Below are 20,001 nucleotides of genomic sequence, written 5' to 3'. Positions count from 1 at the left end.
TGTTTGATAACGAATAAAATAAAGTCTCAACCGATAGCATTCCTATCCGATTGAGACTTTTCGTTTATTTATCCCTGTCCGAAAACTTCTGTATAATTACAGCAATACCAATCCCCAAAACAACCATAAGAATACAACCAATAACAGCCTTCCAAATCAATCCGGAATGCAAAATCTCTGCATTAGCTACTATCATGCACACGAAAAAAGAAGATAGAGCAACTACAATGGTAATCAAAATGTAGAATGCCGTATCTGGGATGGGGATGGCATTGCTGGCTTTCTTTATTCTTCGCTCGGCTTCCTTACATTTGCTCTCAATCTGGCTGAGAAAATTGTATAGAAGGGTCGCACCGAATTCTACTGCTAACTTCTGTATTTCTTCAGAAATAATAGGTTTGCACTCATGTATAGAGTCGGATAGATTTTCAACTTCTGTTCTCAGCTTATATACGTTGTCATTCAGGCTGACAAGTTCCTTTGCGTTGATATCGAGTAACCGCTTTTCTTCCTCCAGATATTCATTCTTGGGAGTGGCTTTTATGGCTTCCGCTTCACTCATTTCCGCGGAAAAATCGAATTTCTTTTTCATGTTCGGTTTCATGGGCTTATCGTTTTAATCCTGTTTTCAGTTTCTTTCCTAACGAACGACTGGCGGCATGAGCGCATCTGCGAGCCCATTGCAAATTGTCTTCATCCTTGTCTCTCCACGGAAGGTCGCTTTGTGAGCCTCCACCACCTCCACCGGTTGTTACGTTGGGGGTATCTATCAGTCCGACAAATATAGCTACTGCCATATCGGTAAGTTCCTGACAGTTGGCAATAAACCTGTAATCAAATTCGTCATTAAAACAGTCAAGTATTTTTTCCGGAATATAGAATCTGTAATCCTTACCTTCATGGCTGAGGGCATAGGAAATCATATCCTGACTATATGTGAGATATTGGGTATAGTCAATAGGAGCAACCTTATGTATCGCTGCCTGTTGAACGGCTTTGGGAGCATTATTTCTAATGACGGTAGCTGACTGATGGTGCAGTTTCTCCCATGTCGCAGGAAGTTTCGAGACCATCAGGTTCCTGCCGATTCCCAATTCTGAAGCCTTGTATTTGGTGTTTCCATTCATGAGGGCATATCCACGAAGAATACCTTTCTTGTCCTCTCTTTCATGGACGGTATAACCTTTCCGTATAAGAGTGTTCTTGTACTCATCCCATGACCATGATGGCATTGCTTTCAACACCTCCATACAGTCCCGGTTCACTTGTGGAATGTTACGATTTCTGATTTGTTCTGCAGTCGTCCAGCCACGTTTCTTTGCCACTCGCTCGGCGGCACGTTGCGCCCGAAGATGAATGTTATGGTCGTTGTTGATATTGCCATTTTCATCCAAACGGCAGACCGCAGCATGGAGGTGGGGAACTTCGCCTTTGGATTCTGTATGCAGCCAAACAGAGTATTTACTGTTAGCTAAATTGGTTGGACAGGAACGGATTTTTCCATCCTTGCCGGTAATCACCTGTTTGTCGAACTCCTCGGCGAAATCTTGCCAAAGTTTTTGCCAATCTTCGATGTCATAGAATTGGGTATGTTTGGGCGATGGACTCAACTCGATTCTGATAACGGAGTTCTTTATCGGGCGATGCTGGGATATGGTCAACTGCATGGAGTTCCATATCCCCATAGCGTCCGGTTCTGAGGGCAACAGATTGTCCAATACCCGATAAATTTTCTCCGGATGCTTCTTATGTTGTGATTCACCGGTAATGTAACGGAGGTCGTTGATGCCGTGCGATATGGCTTTGGCTTTTGCAATCATTCTTCTTCGGATTTAAGGTTGGACGGAATTTTGTTCTTCTCTTTTACAGTATTCAGGAACTGGCAGACACTTTCGGCTACATTGCCAAGTTCCTTGAGCCAGTTGACCATGAACGGAATCTGATTGAACATTGCCATGCGCTGCTTTGTGGACATTCCGTGTAGGGCGGAGGTGTATTTTACGAGGTCTGCCCGACAATCGTCCAGATTCTGCAACAGGGCTGCTTCTTCTTTCGTAAGTCTCACTTTGGGCTTGAAGTTATAGGCACACGACAATAGGTAATCACTTATGGTCATACCGCATTGGGTAGCCATTGATTTTATATACTCCTTTTGAGTAGGAGTGACTTTCGCTCCGATGAAGACGTTTCTGGTTTCTTTAGAGGAGTTCGATGTATTTTCAATATCTTCTTTCATTTGAATCATTGTTATAATTGTGAATAGGTGCGAGCTTGCGAGTACCGCACCGGCGAGGGAACTGAGCAGGCAAGAGTGCCAGTGTACAACCGTAACGTAGTGAGGTTATACCTTGGCATATCTTGCAACAGATACCTGTTGATGCTTTCCGGCAAGCCATATTGGATGTACATACAGAATCGGCAGACGGATTTGAACCAGAAACTAAGATATTCATCTAAAAGAGGGGGGATAGAATGAATACCTTGTGTGCAACCCCTGACTACTTTGCTTTATTCTTATATATACGCCCCGACAATAAAGTAAAGTTGAACTCAATAATGGTATTCTGGATTGAAGGCATAATCTTTCCCTTCTTTTATAACCATTTGTTTGTCACTGAGCAATGTTGCGACCTTTACCGCCTTGTTATAACCGAGTTTTATACCCTGTAATCCGTAACCCTCTTGCAAGCGTTCTATATAATCATCGTAATTGTTGATGTTGCCATTGGCAAAAACGGCATTCAATGCTGGACGATGTACATTCTTTGGAATCTCCTTGTCCGGATCGAACGGTCCTTTGGTTGGTCGTCCGGTCTTCTTCTCTTTTGGCAGATAGGACTCTACCGGTTCGGGTATGGCTTCCTCGTTTATGCGGAAAGCGAAAGGTTCAAACTCACGGTCGCGGATATGCACGGCTTCGACCACGCTTATGGTCTTGTCCTCTTTATCCACCTCGATCTGCATAATGGTTTCCGCTTTATTGTTGAGTTCAGTGCCGATGTGACCACGAGCATGTTCGTCATTCTTGTTCTGATGCAGTACGGTATGGATGTGAATCTGTCTGTCGTCCGTCCACTGCATGAATTTGGAGATGATATCGGTAGATTCACCGGGAGAATTGATGTCATACAGGAAATCACGAATGCCATCTATGATGACCAATCCCAAATCCGGTATTGTGCCAATGGCCTGTTCGACTATCGCCAGACGTAGTTTAGGGGAGAACTTGCGTAGAGCCAGCATGAGCAGATTATCCGGTTTCTTGTCTTCCGGCAATTCAGCTAAACGTAGGATTCGTTTCAATATCTGCTGGCAATGATGTCGTCCTTGCTCCGTGTCGATGTACAGAATATTTCGCTTATTATCGGGAAAAGTGGACCGATAATGAAGAACGGTGCTGTTTCTCAATGCCGATGCGACTATGGCCGATACGTTAAAGGTTTTCTTGCTTTTGGCTTTTCCGATGGACGCACTGAAGTTTCCTAATGTACCGATAACAGCATCGTCTACCATCAGCACCACTGGCGACTGCTCGTAGGTATTCGTCACGCTCACGATTGAATCTTCCATGTAAACCGCCAATTCTTCACATGAAGGAGTCGTATTGTCCGTCTTCTCCATCTTTACCAGTTTTTCGGGTTCGGTTTACGACGATGGGATGCGAGCATGGACTCATTCTCTTCCTCAAAACTTTGCGGAGCCGGAGTCTTTCGGGAAGATTCCAGCCATCTATCCAGTTCATCACGATAGATGTAGAGATGTTTTCCTTGTTTTATAACCGGAATATCATCCTTTTTGACCTTGTAATAAAAGGTTGACAACGGCATTTTAAGATAGTTGCAAGCCTCCTGTACGGTCATGGGAACGTGCGTGTTCTCTTTGGTTTCGTACTGCTTGGAAAGTTTCTCCGTTAGCAGATTTTCCATACTTGCGATTCTGTCGCATAGTTCGCCCACCACAGTCGGCAGGTCGTTGAATGTCAGTTGGTCTTTTTCCATATTATACTCTTTTAATCGTTTAATATACTGCGAACCAACTCAATGAAACCTTGCAGAACAATACAGACCGGATTAATTATTTCGTCTGCATGCGTTTTTTTAGTCTGAGTTACTATTATCTGTTTCTAAATGGAAGCGATAATCGCCTTTATCGGGCACGTCAATAGGAATCTGACTAGGAACTTGATCCCGTAAATTAAGTTTGAGATATTCAAGAGTCGCATTTTCGAGTTCGTGAGGAAATGAAGACTTGATAAAAACGGCTCTTTTTGCCAATGATACTCCCAAGCGTTCACCTACATTCCATGCCAGATGGCGAAGTCCCGGTGATCTCAGTGGATTATCTATATTGGAGCGAATGGGCTTGTATAAATCGGATCTATCACAGGCCATATACTCAATATTAGAAATGAGGATTGCAATAGCTTCTTTAGACAGATAGGGTGCGGTTTTAATAGTTACATATTCACGAATAGCATTCATGACTTCTACTTGTTTTTCTGCTTCTTTCTTTTTGATGTTCTCTCGTATTGTATCATAATTATCTATAACTGAATTATTGGGCTGTTCAATAGTTTGAATTTCATCTGCACAATCGGTTTTTATTTCGAAACCAGAGTCAGTAATAATAGGAGATTGCCGGTCAAAAGAAAAATTGATTGGATTCTTCGTCAACCATGTGTAGAAAAATCGTTGCAGTAGACCACACAATAGGATTGTAACCACAAGGCCGATTATAACTGGAGTCGTTATTGTTGTGGTATTGATTTTGTGATAAGTGAATAGGTAAGTGTCTACTGCCACATAGGCAATTACCAATAATGCAAGAATAAAACTTATCCTCTTGGTCCGAATTTGAGTATTATTTGTCATCTGCTGCAAGTATTTGAAATGGTTATATGGCAAAGTTATGTGCTATATTCCAGATATATATAATTAGTGATGACGAATCGCTCAATATTTGTAAAAAATAACGGTTAGAGTATGATTTCAGACTAAAAATCATACTCTAACCGCTTAAAAATAGGGATAAGTGGCTGTCAGTCCTTCCGTGTCAAGGTAATCTTCTTGCTAGCTTCACGTTTGTTGGCATCCACTACTTTGATATACCTTTGAGTGGTGGTGATACTCTTGTGTGCCATGATGCTCTGTATGGTGCGGATGTCCGTTCCGGCAGCTGCTTGTAGCGTTGCAAATGTTCTACGATACGAGTGAAATGTTATGTTCTTGGTAATTCCGGCAGAACGAATCCACTCTTTCATTGGGATTTGCGTCCAACTACGCATAAGTCCCTTGAATACCAAACCTTTCTTTTCAGAATTATAGCCTATCAATCCCAATGCTTCTTCACTAATAGGAATGATATCTTCCGCTTTGTTTTTTTGTGTAATGATATGTACGCATTTCCCTCCGGCTGAGTAGTCTACAATATCTTCCCAGCATAGTGCGAGTATATCACTGATACGTAAACTGGTCATACATGAAAACAGCGATGCTATTTTCAGAATGGGCTTCTTGCACGGTGTTTCAGCCAACTTGTACAGTTCATCTACAGACAGATACTCCTTGACTACATCCTCTGTTTCAATCTTATCCAAAAAATCATTGACATTGGTCTTTATCATTCCATTGCGGTAGAGTATTTTCAGGAATCCCCTGAAGGTAGACCAGTATCCCGATGCGGAGTTTCGTGTTATGCGTCCTTTGCGTCTCAGTTTTTTAGCTGTGAGCAGATACTCCCGAAACTTGTTGCAAAGGTCTATGTCAATCTCTTCAAAAGTACATTTACCATGTACGAAGTTGTTGAAATGCAGATAGACAAACTCCCATTTCTGGTCATGCTTACGGAGTTGCTTGCGATAATGCTCCAAGAAGTCTGCCTTGAGTTTGTACCTGTCAAAGAAGTCATACCGTTCATTGACAACTGACTCGAACCTGCGGCAACGGATGGCTTCGGCTTTCTCGGTCATTACCTCGTTGAAATTCTGTTCTCGTTTGTTTCTCGGATTGGCATAGACATAGATGCCAAGCGATTCATGACGGATAACTTTCATAGTCTCTTTGTCTCGATACCCAGGATAATAATCTAGATAGAAAGACATCATTCTACCTTTTAACGGACGTGTTCTCAACGTTACTGTTTTACATTCATGCATACTAATATATTTTTATGGTTATTATTAATTCGCTGGCAAAACTCTGTAATGTAATCATGCAGATTATCTACAGCAGAGATTAATTTTTGAATAATTAATGGATAGCGACAAATTAGATTATTTGTGAACACCCATAACCCTGTCAAACTCTACTTTTAGGAATCGGACGAACCGTCCGTTCTTCTCGCGATTGATCTGATGGAATTGCAGAATTCCGTAAACAGAGTCGCGGGAGAGTTTGAATTTTTCCATAGCCTCCTTGACGGTATAGTATTCCGCTTTGCTCTCCTGTTCTGAACTCTTCGAGAGGTCGAAGTGGAGCTTTGAGTAGAATATCTGCCCATGTTCCTTCTTGGATGGGATATTGTTCCGATACACCTGCGAACGGATGGCGACGCGTGTCATACCGTATTTTTCCTGAATATCTTCCGGTGTGTACCATTCGGTCAAGTCGGAATCCACCTCGTATTTGGCAAAGGCAGCATCGATATGTTTCTTGCTATAATAGTTGAATTGGCGTATTCGTACCTTCGGAACTTTGTGCTGCCGTGTATAAGTCCACACCCATTTGGCGTTGACCTTATATTTCTCTGCAATTTCTTCAGCAGTGTAATACTCAGTGATGTCGAAGTCCTCTTTAGGCATGATGCGCTCATACGGTTTGGTTTTCATCATTAGTTCGATGTCAGCACGACGAATGAGCGACTTCTTACCACTGATGCGTGAAGCCCGAAGTTTGGATTCCTTTACCAATTTATATATGTATTGTCTGGTTACGCCCATCAACTTTGCTGCTTGGGCAAAAGAGAAGAAATCCTGTCCCTCGGCGGCTTGTCGAGGTTGTAGCAACTCTTGCGAGCGTTTCAACTGCCGCTTGCGTTCCCGGATGCGTTCTTTGTAGCCAAGATTGGAACACTGATGGCTACAATAGCAGGTCGTTGTCTTTTGAGCTATAAATGGCTTTCCACACCATTGACAAATCTTTCTTACTTCCATATTTTCCTCGTTTATATTGGGGATAATTTCTCCTTATTTCTCCCGGATTTTGTCAACACATGTAAACCATTGTCAACACACGTCAACTAATGCGTCATTGTGACATTCGGGCTAACCGTGAATTTGTGTCGCGGTAGAAATATGATAGAAAAATATGGATAAAAACCGTTACTACCAAATAAGGATTAGAAAGTGTTAAAATAGAAAAGCCGCTGAAATACAGCGACTTTATTCTAAATGGTTATAATTGGTTATGGCAGTTTCTAAGCCATCATTTGCCGACGCAGAATGTTTATTTGCCCACGCAAATGATATTTCTGTTGCATAAAGTATTGTATGTCAACATGTAAATTTTTGAAGGATATTTTTGGGGGACAAACGGGGGACAAAATTTCGCATACCAAAAGAAAGAAAAACAATAAAACCACTTCACAAAAACCGTGTTGAATTGCAAGAGACACGGTTTGTCCCTCGCAATTATTTTGCTTTGTCTCTCCTTGTCCCTCGGATGTAGGGTTAGATTCTGTATTATTTCATAAACACTAAAGCCGTAATCTTGCATACCAAAAGAAAAAAGCTATAAAAACATTCCTGAAAAACCATGCTGAAATGCAAGGGACATAATTTGTCCCTCGTTGTATCGCTGTTTGTCCCTCGCTTGTCCCTCGGACAAAAGTTAGGTTTGATGCAGTTTCCAATAACGTGAGTAAAGTAATGATGGAATAGGTTTAGTTTGGTTTTTGTATATCTAATCAAGTTCTAAACTAAACTGCTTGTTTTTCTCAATTTCTAAACTCTTGGTTGCTTTTTCTTTTCGTCAGCAAATCCTTCTTTTTATTCGCTATTGCTTGAAATGCGTTTTGCCGTTTATAGTGCTCCTGTTGCACACTTACTATCCTTTCTCGTCTTCACATCGTCTTTCGGGTTGGCAGATAAGAATTGTGTCGCAAAGGTATATATCCCGTCTTTCTTCCTTGCAAGGTCAAGCCTATCGGTTCAAGCCAAAATCTCCACACTCGGTTTTCAACTGAGGTCGTATTTTGTCTGTGAAGCCTTGAAGGAAGAGCCGGGACACCTTGCAAAGCGACATAATTTTAATCAAACCCGAAAGTAGCTGATGCTAACAGAGGGAAAAGTAAAAAATCAAATCAAAAGCGATTATGGCAAATTATGCGACTAACATCTTCTACGCAAGTACGGAGAACGGGAAAGACCTTGATAAGGTGGAGAACTTTTTGGAAGACACATTTTGCGACTGTTACCTTGACAGGTCGGAAGACAGTATCGAGGGCGAGTTTTCGTCAAAATGGGACTATCCCGAAAAAGAGATAAACAAGATGATTTCTCTTTTGGAGGACAAAGACAAAATCTACATTCGAGTGCTGACACACGAACTATGTAACGAGTATGTGAACTTCCAAGTGTTCTCTAATGGAGAATGGTCATACCGATAACCTTTAAAAATTCACTGAATATGTATTACGAGGACGAACAAGATACGGACATTATCGGGTGCTTATGCACATTACTTACTCCTTACAAGGGGCATACAGAGGGTGAAGTCGTGGGAGACTACGGCAACGAGATAGTGGTAAGGCTCACCAACGGCAAGGAGGTGGTGGAATACCGGGACGAAGTGCTAATCTATGACTAATGGAGGATTGCTTTATGATGACACCGATAGCGACAAGGTTTGTGGATTGGGATATTCCCGAACTTTCAACCCTGCAAGACAGCAAGGTCTATCAATTGAGAGTGCAACTCAATGAGGGTACGCCAATGAGCCGACAACAGAAGAATTGGCTTACGGACAACGTGAACAGCAACACCTATTTCAAAAGGACTGTTCCGCTAATGGGCTACCGCTTTGACTTCTCGGATATACTGAAACGCTACTTTATCAAGCAATACGGACATATAGCCGAATACTATGCTGTGGACAAGACCGCTTTACGGACATTCCTTTGCGGTCGGATTGATGAAATAATAGAGATAACAGATTAAAAGAAAGATTATGCTGTACGATTACAGAAAAGAAAGCAAATCGCCTATGCTTCTGACTTTGGCGAATGGCAAGACCATTGAGGGCGAATTTATTGATTTGCGGATTGCTACCGAAACCTTGCCCAAGGGTAAACTGTGGTATCATATCCGACATACGGACGATGATTGGAGTGAACCAGCCTCTCTGAAAAACGGCTGTGTAGTAGTCAATTTCTGTGGTACATTCATTTGTGACCCTATCATTGATTTCCCTTGTGGCGAGGAACTGGAGATAACAGAATGGTCATACCTGAACTGACCGGCATCTGGCAGAATGGCAATGTGGGGCAATGTTCCACATTGTTGTGTCCACGCCATTTGGAAATACATTTCCAATGGCATCAACTTTTATAATTTGGGCTTGCCTTGCAAGCCGTTCTCCCTCTTATATATTCATCTTTGACTGTCAAGTCTCCTTTTGTATATATGGCATTTCATATTTCGCAATGGCGACCGTGCTGCTTTGTTCAACGAGCACCGGACTTCTTGCCATTGTTTTCTTTGCCTTGATTTCTCCAGTTCTGTCGGTAAGGTAGAACGCGGCTATTCTGATGCTGGTTTCCGCGATCGTCGTGTGCCATTCTGTTCTTCGGATATCCCTTCCATAGCAAAATACCTTTGGCTGTGCAGCGTCATAACGGATTCTGTATTATGGCATCCACATTGAGAGGACATACTTGATCCCTCGCTTCATCACTCTGCTTCTTTTGGATTTACAGCCGAAGCGTACCTGGAACTTTGTGTCTGCGGACGGATGCTGTCCTTTGTCTGCGAACCTCGCTCACTTGTTTATTCACCAATCCATATTGTTACAGCTTTTGGTCGTGTTATTCCTCATTTTTCCGTTGCAAAGTTAGTATGCAGCCGGGTACGGCTGAAAGCCTTGGTCAATGGTGTAGCTTCACAAATCTTCCTTTATCGAGCCGGAGGTTTTGATGGCTTACGCTGACAAAAATAAAGAGTATTTGATTGCTAACCTTGTCGCAACCCTGTAACTGCACTCACTTATATTGGCAGCGTAAAAATAATTTAATTAACAGCTTAAAGCATTGTAACATGAAACAGATTGAGAACAATTTCGCAGTATCAGGATTCGTAGGTAAGGACGCAGAAATCCGTCAGTTCGCAAACGCAAGCGTGGCACGCTTCTCATTGGCAGTAAGCCGTCAGGAGAAGAGTGGCGATGAAACAAAACGTGTGTCCGCTTTCATCAACGTGGAAGCCTGGCGCAACAACGCCAACACCGATTCGCTTGCCCAAATCACCAAGGGAACCCTGCTCACAGTGGAGGGCTACTTCAAACCCGAAGAATGGATTGACAAGGACGGCGTGAAACACAACCGCATCGTCATGGTCGCTAACAAGTTCTACCAGACACCCGACAAGGAGGAAACTCCTGCGGAGCCGGAAAAGAAAACGAAAAAAGGCAAGAAATAACTCCTGCCTCGTTCCGACAAACAAAGCGGCTTCGGTCGCTTTTGTTTTTGCTCGTATGTTTACCTATTATACATCTATGGGTTGCCCATTATAAGTTTTCCCCCATCCCGTAAACGGCTTCTTCTACTTTTCTTCGAGAGACTTGCTCGGCTGCGCAATGTTGCATGTTGCTCCTCTTTCGCAATACACTCTGCCGAAATCGCCCGATACAAAAAGATTTGCCAACCGCTCCAAGACTTCGTTTTCTCCCGGTAGGCAAAACATTTTGTTATTTATCGGGCTTGCAGAAGAAACTCGTTTACTGCCCGCCCTTTGCTTGGGTTGATATTTTCGACAAGAGGGAGAATTAAATACTGATTTTTACTCCCTCGCTATGCCAGACATGAACGACTGTCATAGGCTGCATTCTGTTGGTTGAATCTTACCTGTCCCGCTGGTAGTCGCTTTTGCTCCAGCCTCCGAATATCACTTTCAAGATTTTGATGAACACCCACAATCCCAATACTGTAATGATTACGTCTCCCATATTACTGATTTATTTCTGATTATCACTTGTAAAGATACGAAAAAAATCACGATATAAACGAATGTATAATGTTAAATATCAATATAATATGATCTGTTATTAAATGGTGCCGAGAGCTTTTTTGACAATGTCGATTAAAAATAATATTAGGGATTACTGCTTGCAAAACATCAATTTGAAAAAACTAATACATTCATTAGATAATTCAGTGATTAAATGACATAGGTTTATTATTGTTTGTTTAAGTCTGAATGCGCGAATGTTTTTAGATGTTGGTTCAGCTCCTTCGCTTACTACAAATGCGCCACTTGGTTTTCTATTAGTAGGCCAATCCACAAAAGCTTTGTTATTTTCGCGAGCTACGTACTGTTCGAATTCAGATTGCATATACTTTAACCCAGTTATGCGAATATCTCCATGTCGAGAAGTCCAATTCCCATTATAAGTAGCAGGTTGTGTGACTCTCCATAATTGTTCTGTCACGAACCACTGGACGTGAATCGAATAAATCCAAGGATCGTGAGTAAAATTATTGCACCAGTTATTTAGCATCTCAAAAGTCTTAATTGGTACTGGTGTAGTTATTGACCATAAATTCAGTGTCCCTGCTGCTTTACAAGTATTTTTATCTTTAGTTCTATATTGATTGATAAATTTCCAACCAATTTGCGTGAATTGTTTTAATGTGTCGCCATTCTGATTCCTAATTCTGCAATATCCTATTGCATCATGCCACATAATTTCTAATGCTTGACGTATAAGAATGGCAGCATGAGGACGTAAATCTCTAAAAGGTAAATCCTTTATGTCTGGATGTTGTTCAAGCCAAAAAACAGAGTTAATCATTGTTCTTCTATCAAAAAGATTAATATTGGGATTTCTTCCAATATTAACCGTCCTTATTTTGGGGTTTGTGGGTTCTGTTCCTCCACAAGCTTTAAATCTTCTTAATTGCTGTTTGTATTTTCCTAATGCATTTACATACTCATAAACGGATAGAACATTTTGAGTATCCGTCATTACATCAAGAAATAATGTTTTATATCTTTCTGTATATTGTATGTTAATTTCTGCTTTTAATTTTTCTGCAAATTTTCCAAGTGTATATAAATGTATTTTTAATGGCTCAATTGCTTTGCTGTAATTATCTGGGTTGAATCCTTTGAGACTTAAAAGAACAATTGCTATATCATCGTCGGAATATACCTTGCCATTCATCTCTTGATTTCTAAACGAAATAATGGAATCAAGTAGTTTTACAAATTCGTTATATGCATTCGTGTAATTATTATTATGCATTTCTTGTGAAATGGTTTGACATATGCTAAAGATGTTATTTATCATACATTTATTATCTAATAGTTAATTATTTATGATTGATTATCTATATGGCCATAGTTATTTAAGGAAGGATAACGACTTAAATAACTCACTACACTTTGGATTAGAATATCTAACTTTTAGATACTTTCTCTAATCTAGCCTTGTTTTTACAAAGAAATTCTGCCCTAATTCTTTTGTTAGATATTTTGCTGCAGCGTCTGCTCCAATCTCTAATAATTCAAGGTTGCAGGTTCGATATTCATCAACATCAATATAATAATCTCCATTAGAATATGCTTTAGCAAATCCTGCATCTTGAAGAGCTTGTGTTACTTCTGAGATATGGCTAGTACATACATGGGCAAACCCCCAGTAACCTTTTTGTTCATCAAATGATGGTTTTTTAGCTAAATACTCTTCTACAGATTTGATTGAAATTTCATTTGCTTCTACTATAGCTTTTCTAACTTTATCTGTCAATTCAGATGAAACATCAAATTCAGGTATCATACGCATCTGTTTCATAGGAAGATCCTCTATTTTCATTGTATGAGGGTCTATGTCATTAGAGCTGGCTATAGTTTCAAGTGATAAAACTTTTACTGAAGAAATCATCTTTTTATTGTATTCAGGGCCGGTATTTCTACATCCTGCATCATATAGATTTTTAAGATGTAATAGCAAATCTTCCTGTTCCTCATTCGTACAGACGATGATAATTATCTCAGAAAAGAAATTTGCATAAGTTTCAGCCAATAAAAAAGGTAATCCAGGAACACCATAACGAGCATCGGGTAATGCCCAACGCCATTCTCTTTCATGCGTCCAATCAATAGTCAAACCTTTCTTTTTTTGCAGCATAGTAGAAACATAACGATACTGTTCTTGCTTGCCTATACCACAAGAAGAATCTATTAAGCGTCCTTGATAAACTCCATTCTCATCTAAATCTGTTTCCTTAAATGTAGATGTTAATCCATATATTACAGGACGTGCTCCTGCTGCAAAAAGTTCATTACGTCTAAAAGCGATACCGTAATTCCCTACATATCCACTCTTTTCCCCTCGCACTTTTGCATAGTCAAGCAGAGCATATAACGGCATTTCGGTAAAACACACTGCGGATTTTGGACCATATATCGAAGGTACCAGATTCCGTAGAGACCAACTACTATGAATAAATCCATCATGTAAGATTTTCTTCAATACATCGTATCCTGGCGCATCTTCTTCAATTTCATATTCATTCTCCATATACGTGTCGTGAATGAAGTGACCTTTTCCGTGTTCGTCATAATAATCGGGTAGCCTAGAATCTTCTTCTGTCAAAATTCGTGTATTATCCGACGTCTCTTGTTCAAACTCCTCAGAACGCAAAATATAGTCTTCATACAAGCCAATAGGGTTATCCATAGGTTTCCTATCATGCACAAAATGGATTATCCATTCTGTGAGGTCTAACCTTTGTCGATTCTCCATAATTTGAAGTTTGTTGTTCTCAATCATATGAAAAATTTTTGATATTAAAAACGATTTTATGAATAACTATTATTCCTCTTTTGATTTACGTTTCCCAAGCGGCCCGCTGAACTTACCCCGATTGAGCGAAACTCCATATTTGTTTAGTATGCGGAATACGGAGCTGCGGCTGCTGAATCCGCTTACTTTCCAGATGTCATCGATTGAATGCCCGTTGTTGTACATTGCCACGATGGTTTTCTCCCTTTCCGCCTTGCTGATGTTATTCTCTTTGGACGGCTGGTTTATGTTCTGCTTTAGTTGGATGATATGCGCTGAAGCCTTTCGCAATGCTGCACACTCTTCCGGAAGCGAACCGAATATCTCCAACACATCTGATGCTTTGGTTTCAGGGAACAGGTCGCCACGGCTGTCCACCTTGTCGTGAATGGAGACAATCCGCACCACCTTTACACGGCAGAACTCGATGAATGCCGCCAGTTCACGAGAACCACGCAGGGCGTTGCTGAATTTAGCGAGTACGATTTCGTCTCCCCGTTCCAAACTTGCCATGAGCTGTTTCCATTGGGGGCGCAGTTTCTCGTGTCCGTTTTCCTCTTCAATCACTTGTACGCAACCGTATTGCTTCATCCACTCCACATCAGTGTCGAAGCCGTCATAGCCAGCTGTCTTGAATATGTAACCTACTTTTGCCATAGTGCTGTTCAATGCTAAATGATACCAAGTGCAAAGATACAAAGTTTAATTCGGCTAAAATCATACTCAATAAAATATTTTTCAATTATTATACTTTGTATTTTCACTTGTTACGCTCTTGTTTATTTCGCGGATTATACTCGTAAGTATGAAAAAGAAAATAGATTAAAGTTTTATTTTAGAGTATTATCATACAAATTTTTATACTTAACTTTGCCGCCATAAACCAATAAAAATATCATGCATAAAGGCTTGTTTAAAGTAGAATCAATGCAAAAATCGAAGAAAGGAAACTTGAAATCATACTCAAAGAAACGTGTTTCGTATGCCAAATCTTTTGCCGTATGTTTTGCCATTGTCACATTGGTATCATGCGGAGAAAAGACCGGCAACAGTATGTTTCATACCGTTAAAAATGCTGCCGATGCTTACAGGTCATACTTGTTCGAGGTGCGAAAGGAAGCAAACCTGCCAACAGACCGTCTGATTGAAAAAATCAACGACTGGCAGTCGCTTCGGGATTCGGTCTCAGCCTGTGTCGCCAAAGACACGGTAAACCGTATTCACGCCAATTACGAAAGCGAAATTCGTGGATTGCACGATTCGTTGCGCATTGAATTTACCCGTCTGGCTCTGGAGAAGCCGAGAACTTTTGCGGATGTGTTGCTCCTCAGAGAGCAGACTTCCCAATACCGGCAAGACACGGAGCTGATGCAGTCGGCAGCGGAAGTGGAGCCGTTTTTCAAACCATTGGATTCCGTCCCGACATATAAAGGTAGTGCCAATGCTGTTGTTGAAAAATACCGGATGTTCCTTTCCAAGACCTTGAAATCCGGAATAAGCGGAAAGAGTGAAATGCTTGCTTTCATAAAGGAAGAGGACAGGCTGTTCCGTTCTTTCCTGAGCCATCTTCCTGAGCTTGCCGATGCCGACCTGTCTGCCATTACGCGCGACACGGAGAAATGCTGCCTGTCGATATTCCAGTCTGCGGAGAATGGCAGGCTCTCTTACCGGGATGCCTTGGTATATACAACCAGGCGAACCAACCGGAGAATCATACTCAACGCTTTGGCTTGCCGTGATGACATCAACCAAGGCAATGTAAAGACCGAAGCGCAGGCAAGGGCTTACGTTTGGATGTTGTTGCAGCCGTATGTTGCCTTGGATGGTTTCAGCGTGGCTATCCTGTCCGATATGGAAAGGACAACACTTCATGCAGTCGCTGACCGGACACCTCAGATGATAGCCAAACTCAACAAGACTGCCGGGACGGACAATGACCAATGGCAGGTATTGCCCGGAGTGCTGATTAAGATAATGCTCACATCCATTTGACGAACCAGAAACAAATAAACACAACAGTTATGCTACAACTTTTTTACGATGACTTTCTCTCCTTTGTGCCGCTCCAGCTTCCGCAGTTGCTGGATGTAACCAAAATGGAACAGCCGCAGTTCTATGACGATTACGTCCTCCTTTCGTTTCCGCTTGCCGACCCATACGATCTGGAAGAAGTAATGGACATCTTCGAGGACGACATAGAGCTGATAACCCTTTATCATCATATTCCTTCAAGCGCAACGACATTCGGCAGCAGCACCTGTGCCTATTCCAATCCGGCTTTCGGACAGATGTTCAAAATGAATGCGAGAGTTTCTGATACCGGCAAGGTTGACAGCATTGACGTGACCATCTATGAATCCCTGGAGTTCATGTGTTCTGACATCTGTCTTGACTTGAAACTTCACGAAAAGACCGGTCATTTCAAGTACCGCAAGACCAAGGAGGAGTTGCTTGCCGAATTTATATGAGACGGACGATATACCTGCAAATGCTATATATTATCAATATGTACAGGAGTTGGATAGTCGTGGATGACGGATATGGATATAGGCAAAGTGTCGTGTTCAGACGGGGCAGGCCGGTTTCCTGCGTGTGCCGTATGCTCCGGCTCCGTTCCACTTATAAGCACAATGGCTATGAGCGTGGCACGAAATGGAGCATATCCGAATACGAGCTGGACAAGGCATTGGCAAGGTATCGTCAAAAGAATCACGAGCTAAAGGCGCGGCTTAAAAAGGGGGCGTCATATCTCGAAGCCAAGGATGTGGAAGCCATTATAGAGATTGCCACCTATGGGCTGGTCAAACTGGAACTGACCGAACTGCCATTATTCAAACAATACTGATTACACAAAGGATTACGATTATGATTTGGATTATCATCGAAATGTCATTTCCGTCATTGCTCATTATACTGCCCATGTCATTGTACAGGAGCAACCGGCTTTTTATGGCAAAGTTTTACCTTAGAATGGTGGGTAGCGAGAGTGCAAGGAAACTCTATGTGCAGTGTATGCTTATCTTCCTCCTGCTATATCACTATGTCTATGCCGGCGGACACTTCGGAGAGTGGGGAGTTCTGATATCCACCATACCTTGTGCCGTTCTGTTCTCGTTCAGACGTGCCGACAGGTGGATGCACAGACTCCACGAGGATAAGAAAAGGTTCGTTATGGCAGCCTTGATCACATTGGTCATCTGCGCTGTACCACATCTGCACACCACGGTATTCACGCTCGCCTTTCTTCTTTTGGCTGCCATGTTCTATCCTTCTTGCCGTGTGTTAGCCGAATGGCAGGATGAAGACACGCACAAGCATTTGAAAGAAAATCCAAAAATAATGTCCGAACATTACTACTGACATCATCACGCGAAACTGCCACGAATAAGTGGATAGTGGCAGGTTAATAGAATCCACATATAGTCAAACAAAAATCAAATGAAATGATGAAAGACAAGAATAGAGCCGCCAATCAGGTATTGGCAGATATGATGTTCTTCGACTTCCTCAAAGAGAAAGTCGGTGAACGGAAGACAAAGACCGGTGCCTACTACGACCTGTTGGAGAAAGCAACGGCAGGTTTTATCGCTCCCTTTTTGAAGAACCACGAGTATGTGTTGCAGGCTGACCAGTGTCATGTGACCATTTCAGACCTTGCGGTGGAATGGCACTGGCACAGGGCTACCGTCAGGGCGTTCCTTGACAAACTGGAGGAGATGGGATATATTCGTCGGACAAGGTTCGCAAAGAGTGTGGTCATTACCGTGACTTTTGCGCCATTCTCCAGTGGCGAAACTCCTGCCTCTTATATCGGTCATACAGGATCCGGACTTGCCGATGATTTGGACAAGGCTTTGTCCGAATGGATAAATGGCAATCTGTCTGACGAAGATATGGGAGAGATTTGTGGACAGTATCATGAAGCCGGAAGGAAACGGCTTGCCGATGAATCCGGCAAAGATCATTCGGGCGACAAGCCGGCAATAAAGGCAGGTGCAGAAACGGAGTTTGCCCAAGAGATTGTCGAGCGTGTAGCCGTAGCCGGACTGAAACGCACCATACGAAACTCACGCTTCGATGATCCGACCGATTTCCTGGAGTTCTTTCATAAGGAACTGGAAGGTGACTGGACTTCACTTTTGGAGGCATCCAAGATAATCGCCAAGATGATTCTGGACGCTGGAAATGACGGCGCGGCCAATAGTTCGAGCGAAACGGATATGCTCGCCACGCTCCGACAGCCGTTCAGGGCGTTGTGGGCAAAGTACCAGGAGCGCGATTTCACCCTTTTATAGACTCCACAACCGATGTTGTAAGTCAAAAACTATTGTATAACCACGGACGGGCCGTGATGCCCTACATTTGTAGGCTTGCCATTTTAAGCGTGCAGCGGTGCTTGCACGTTGACCAAACAGAGGGAAGTATGGGTAACTCAATACCCCACACGACTACGGTCGGTGGGAGTGGTTGCCGGACAAGCAGCAAGCTGGGGCAAATCGGTTGTCCGATAAAAACGAATGATATGGCTGAAAAATCATGGCAGGTGATGCACATGAACGTGATGAAAGGCATAACCACTGCGCAAAGCAACGAACACCAGCGTAACTGGACGGAATGCGGCTGGAAACACGCCATAGACAAGGGAACTTATGACCGCCAAAGGGAACGGTTGAATTTTGAGATTGTAAAGGGCGGTAAGGTGCGACCTGTAAACAAGGACAAGTCTATTCCTGAACGCATGGCTGAAAACCTTGCCGGGCGTGGGATAAAAGATCCCAATTCGGATTTGGCAGAACCGAAATTTCGCACGGTCGTGGATTTTATACTGGGCGGATCGAAGTTTCAAATGCGGCAGCTTGCTTTTGGAGACCAGGCTGTTGTGTATGGTTCCGGTAACAATACCGCCAATGCTTCGCTTCAACGAAAGCCGGAAATAGAAGAATGGGCAAAGGATATGTACCGGTTCATGAGTGAAAGATTCGGTGAGGAGAATATTGTCGGGTGTTATGTACATCTTGATGAAACGACCCCGCATATGCACCTTACCTTATTGCCAATCCAAGACGGCAAGTTTGCGTTCAAAAAGATGTTTGCAGGAAAGGACAAATATGAGTTTTCTGCAAGAATGAAAATGTTACACGATGAACTCTCGCAAGTAAACGAAAAATGGCAACTGGAACGGGGACGTAATGTTTCCGAAACTGGGGCAAAACATCGAAGCACGGAGGAATACCGCCGACACCTATCGGAAGAATGTACCAATATAGAGGAACAGGTTGTTCAACACAAAAAAGCACTGTCCGACCTTAAAGTGGAAATAAGTCTGGCAGAGCGCAGGGTGAAAGGTTTGACCTCTATGGTGGATAACCTCCGAAAAGCGAAAGCGGAAAAGGAATCCCAGTTGTCGGCATTGGAACACACCCTTCAATCCCATCAAGGAGATACGGCTGCCATTATAGCCGAGAGGGAACGGTTGGAAAAAGAACTGGCTTCTATCCAAACGAAACTGGAAGACAAGCAGGATAAGCTACGGACGGCTGACCAACAGCTTGAAGTCCTTAAAAGGGACATGGATGCCATTGGCGAGCGCACGGAGGAACTGAAAGGCGAAGCCTATAAGTACAGTCGTGAAATCCATTCCAACGTGGATGTGCTGCTCAAAGATGTAATGCTGGAAACATTGGTTGGAGAGCATTCGGCAAGAGTGGCTGAAATGGGAGCTGCGGAGCAATCCGTCTTTGACGGTTCTTTGTTGCAGAGCCTGACCGAGCAAGGGGCGGAAGTGATGCACTGCGCCACGCTCCTCTTCCTTGGTATGGTCAACGACGCCACTACATTTGCCGAAACGCATGGTGGTGGAGGAAGTAAAAGCAACCTTAAATGGGGAAAGGATGATGACGAGGATAACCGTGCGTGGGCAAGGCGTTGCATGATGATGGCAAGCAGAATGATGCGATCGGCTTCCGGCAAGAAGCAAAAGAGGTAATCGGCAGAATATGTTTTT

22 protein-coding genes are annotated in these 20,001 nt (G+C 42.6%); 11 read left to right on the top strand and 11 right to left on the bottom strand.

The window, feature by feature from the left end; genetic code table 11:
• Positions 1–64 precede the first annotated feature (64 nt).
• The 8 genes from NBH16_RS01990 to NBH16_RS01955 all read right to left on the bottom strand — a co-directional run bounded on the left by NBH16_RS01990 (position 65) and on the right by NBH16_RS01955 (position 7,150).
• Positions 65–604: a hypothetical protein gene (locus tag NBH16_RS01990; protein WP_005677524.1), complete on the bottom strand. Its 540-nt coding sequence runs from the start codon at positions 602–604 to the stop codon at positions 65–67.
• 4 nt (positions 605–608) lie between these two features.
• Complete coding sequence (locus tag NBH16_RS01985) at positions 609–1,820, bottom strand: relaxase/mobilization nuclease domain-containing protein (RefSeq protein ID WP_004300579.1); 1,212 nt, start codon at positions 1,818–1,820, stop codon at positions 609–611.
• On the bottom strand, positions 1,817–2,236 hold the full coding sequence (locus NBH16_RS01980; RefSeq protein WP_032855182.1) for a plasmid mobilization protein: 420 nt from the start codon (positions 2,234–2,236) through the stop codon (positions 1,817–1,819). Before NBH16_RS01980 ends, NBH16_RS01985 begins: the two co-directional genes overlap by 4 nt.
• Before the next feature lie 314 nt (positions 2,237–2,550).
• Entirely contained in the window at positions 2,551–3,621 is a 1,071-nt protein-coding gene (locus tag NBH16_RS01975) for an AAA family ATPase (RefSeq protein ID WP_004300576.1), read from the bottom strand.
• Positions 3,622–3,623: 2 nt separating this feature from the next.
• Positions 3,624–3,998, bottom strand: coding sequence for a helix-turn-helix domain-containing protein (locus tag NBH16_RS01970; protein WP_004300575.1), 375 nt, complete (start codon positions 3,996–3,998; stop codon positions 3,624–3,626).
• A 99-nt stretch (positions 3,999–4,097) separates the two neighbouring features.
• Positions 4,098–4,871, bottom strand: a complete 774-nt coding sequence (locus tag NBH16_RS01965; RefSeq protein ID WP_005677526.1) for a hypothetical protein — start codon at positions 4,869–4,871, stop codon at positions 4,098–4,100.
• Between the two features lie 167 nt (positions 4,872–5,038).
• Positions 5,039–6,154, bottom strand: a complete 1,116-nt coding sequence (locus NBH16_RS01960) for a tyrosine-type recombinase/integrase (RefSeq protein WP_250788017.1) — start codon at positions 6,152–6,154, stop codon at positions 5,039–5,041.
• 117 nt (positions 6,155–6,271) lie between these two features.
• A complete protein-coding gene (locus NBH16_RS01955; protein WP_004300570.1) occupies positions 6,272–7,150 on the bottom strand; it encodes a helix-turn-helix domain-containing protein in 879 nt (292 codons plus the stop codon).
• A 1,160-nt stretch (positions 7,151–8,310) separates the two neighbouring features.
• Here NBH16_RS01955 and NBH16_RS01950 point away from each other — a divergent pair.
• The 5 genes from NBH16_RS01950 to NBH16_RS01930 all read left to right on the top strand — a co-directional run bounded on the left by NBH16_RS01950 (position 8,311) and on the right by NBH16_RS01930 (position 10,630).
• A complete protein-coding gene (locus NBH16_RS01950; protein WP_151927819.1) occupies positions 8,311–8,604 on the top strand; it encodes a hypothetical protein in 294 nt (97 codons plus the stop codon).
• Between the two features lie 20 nt (positions 8,605–8,624).
• On the top strand, positions 8,625–8,804 hold the full coding sequence (locus tag NBH16_RS01945; protein WP_008771328.1) for a hypothetical protein: 180 nt from the start codon (positions 8,625–8,627) through the stop codon (positions 8,802–8,804).
• Positions 8,805–8,821: 17 nt separating this feature from the next.
• Positions 8,822–9,154, top strand: coding sequence for a molybdenum ABC transporter ATP-binding protein (locus NBH16_RS01940; RefSeq protein ID WP_151927869.1), 333 nt, complete (start codon positions 8,822–8,824; stop codon positions 9,152–9,154).
• Between the two features lie 10 nt (positions 9,155–9,164).
• Positions 9,165–9,452, top strand: a complete 288-nt coding sequence (locus tag NBH16_RS01935) for an LPD28 domain-containing protein (protein ID WP_008771330.1) — start codon at positions 9,165–9,167, stop codon at positions 9,450–9,452.
• Between the two features lie 797 nt (positions 9,453–10,249).
• A complete protein-coding gene (locus tag NBH16_RS01930; protein ID WP_136000356.1) occupies positions 10,250–10,630 on the top strand; it encodes a single-stranded DNA-binding protein in 381 nt (126 codons plus the stop codon).
• A 679-nt stretch (positions 10,631–11,309) separates the two neighbouring features.
• On the opposite strand, the gene NBH16_RS01925 is transcribed toward NBH16_RS01930, so the two are convergent.
• The 3 genes from NBH16_RS01925 to NBH16_RS01915 all read right to left on the bottom strand — a co-directional run bounded on the left by NBH16_RS01925 (position 11,310) and on the right by NBH16_RS01915 (position 14,654).
• Positions 11,310–12,500: a hypothetical protein gene (locus NBH16_RS01925; RefSeq protein ID WP_151927820.1), complete on the bottom strand. Its 1,191-nt coding sequence runs from the start codon at positions 12,498–12,500 to the stop codon at positions 11,310–11,312.
• Positions 12,501–12,629: 129 nt separating this feature from the next.
• Positions 12,630–13,985 (bottom strand): hypothetical protein, encoded by a 1,356-nt coding sequence (locus tag NBH16_RS01920; RefSeq protein WP_151927821.1) that lies wholly within the window; start codon positions 13,983–13,985, stop codon positions 12,630–12,632.
• Positions 13,986–14,027: 42 nt separating this feature from the next.
• A complete protein-coding gene (locus NBH16_RS01915; RefSeq protein ID WP_196010013.1) occupies positions 14,028–14,654 on the bottom strand; it encodes a recombinase family protein in 627 nt (208 codons plus the stop codon).
• Between the two features lie 270 nt (positions 14,655–14,924).
• Between NBH16_RS01915 and NBH16_RS01910 the strand changes: the two genes are divergently transcribed.
• The 6 genes from NBH16_RS01910 to mobV all read left to right on the top strand — a co-directional run bounded on the left by NBH16_RS01910 (position 14,925) and on the right by mobV (position 19,983).
• Entirely contained in the window at positions 14,925–15,989 is a 1,065-nt protein-coding gene (locus tag NBH16_RS01910) for a hypothetical protein (protein WP_250788015.1), read from the top strand.
• A 29-nt stretch (positions 15,990–16,018) separates the two neighbouring features.
• Positions 16,019–16,465: a hypothetical protein gene (locus tag NBH16_RS01905; RefSeq protein ID WP_196010014.1), complete on the top strand. Its 447-nt coding sequence runs from the start codon at positions 16,019–16,021 to the stop codon at positions 16,463–16,465.
• The gene (locus NBH16_RS01900; protein WP_008771341.1) at positions 16,462–16,842 is read left to right on the top strand and encodes a hypothetical protein; all 381 of its coding nucleotides are present in this window, start codon (positions 16,462–16,464) and stop codon (positions 16,840–16,842) included. The genes NBH16_RS01905 and NBH16_RS01900 overlap by 4 nt, the downstream gene beginning before the upstream one ends.
• A 104-nt stretch (positions 16,843–16,946) precedes the next feature.
• The gene (locus tag NBH16_RS01895) at positions 16,947–17,357 is read left to right on the top strand and encodes a hypothetical protein (RefSeq protein ID WP_230328060.1); all 411 of its coding nucleotides are present in this window, start codon (positions 16,947–16,949) and stop codon (positions 17,355–17,357) included.
• 86 nt (positions 17,358–17,443) lie between these two features.
• On the top strand, positions 17,444–18,292 hold the full coding sequence (locus NBH16_RS01890; protein WP_250788014.1) for a helix-turn-helix domain-containing protein: 849 nt from the start codon (positions 17,444–17,446) through the stop codon (positions 18,290–18,292).
• 227 nt (positions 18,293–18,519) lie between these two features.
• Complete coding sequence (gene mobV / locus NBH16_RS01885) at positions 18,520–19,983, top strand: MobV family relaxase (RefSeq protein ID WP_151927871.1); 1,464 nt, start codon at positions 18,520–18,522, stop codon at positions 19,981–19,983.
• Positions 19,984–20,001 lie beyond the last annotated feature (18 nt).

Origin of the sequence: Parabacteroides sp. Y3-G-102, from assembly GCF_023656845.1 — a bacterium.
GTDB classification, from domain to species: domain Bacteria; phylum Bacteroidota; class Bacteroidia; order Bacteroidales; family Tannerellaceae; genus Parabacteroides; species Parabacteroides distasonis.
This window is presented reverse-complemented; position numbering and strand designations above follow the sequence as displayed.